At 71.3% G+C, this 1,270-nt stretch carries 1 protein-coding gene; it reads right to left on the bottom strand.

The genetic code is table 11. The features are described from left to right. On the bottom strand, positions 1–1,097 hold a 1,097-nt coding region (locus BN903_RS14605), incomplete at its 3' end, for a histidine kinase N-terminal 7TM domain-containing protein (RefSeq protein ID WP_048078429.1). Positions 1,098–1,270: the final 173 nt, after the last annotated feature.

Here is a 1,270-nt window from a genome sequence, read left to right as displayed (position 1 = left end):
GGGTTCCGCAGGTCGTGCGAGACGACGCCGGCGAACTCCGCTAACCGCTCGTTCTGGCGTTCCAGTTCGGTCTCCCGCCGTTCGAGCGCCGCCTGTCGCTGCTCCCGCGCGGTCACGTCGCGGAGGAGGAAGACGTGCCCGCGGTCGGTGCCGCGCGGGTCCGTGATGGGGTTCTCTTGGATGTCGAACTGGCGGTCGCCGATCGCGATCGGGTGTTCGGAACCGTCCTCCAGTCGCGGGAACACCGCCGGCAGCGACGAGCCGACCGCGTCCGGCGGGAGGAGCGCCTCGGCTGCCGGGTTGAGGTCGCGGATCCGCCCGTCCGAGCCGGAGACGATCACGGGGTCTTGCATCACCTCGACGGCGGTGTCGCGCGCGACGACCGCGGCGTCGAGGGTCCCGAGCCAGAAGACGGTGCCGTACAGGAACACGCCGTGGATCACGAACGCCGTCGGCAGCCACGAGAGGCTCGCGTAGCTCCCGACGTCGACGAACGTCGCGACGCCGGCCAGAAACGGGAACAGCGTCCCGAGCAGCACGACGAACGTCTGGAGCCGGTACCGGTTCCCGGTCCGCTCGTAGAGGTCGACGACGAGCAGCGCGCCGGCGACGCACAGTCCGTACGCGAGGAGGACGTACGCGCCGCCTACCGGTCCCAACCCGTATCCGAGCAGCGTGAACGGGCCGTCGACGACGGCCATCACCGACCGCCGGGCCAGCCCGTGGGTCTCGCTCGACCACGCGAGTAGCACCCAGACGAACGCGGGCGTCGCGAGCGCGACGATCCGGCGCTCCGTCCGCCAGCGCTCGTGGCCCGTGAACGCGAGCGCGAAGCAGATCCAGAGGACGGGGAGCGCCCCGACGAGCGGCGTCGACAGGTTGAGCGCCACCGTCATCGCGACCTCGCCCGGGAGCGCGATCCGGACGGCGTACAGGAGGGCGACGCCGCCGCCACAGAGCAGGTAGAGCGCGACCTCCAGCCCCCCCGGCTCGTCGCGCTCGTGCCACGCGACCCGACCGAGCCAGAGCCCGATACCCCCCGCCAGCAGACAGGCGGTGAGGTACGCTTGGACCGGCAGGGCACCCAGGTCGCTCATCGATATCGGTATCACTCTCACCCCCGACAAAACTGTTGTGTCACGCGACGGCGTCGCGCCGCGTGCGGGCGGGGTCCGCGGGCGAGGCGAAACGGACGACGCAGGCGAACGCAAAGGGCTTCGGCGCTGCGGCCGTCAGTCGCCGTATGCGCGTGTACCGGGGAGAGTTCTCG

Source organism: Halorubrum sp. AJ67 (genome assembly GCF_000513435.1).
The sequence above is the reverse complement of the archived record's forward strand: the minus strand, read 5'-3'. Positions and strand labels throughout refer to the sequence as shown.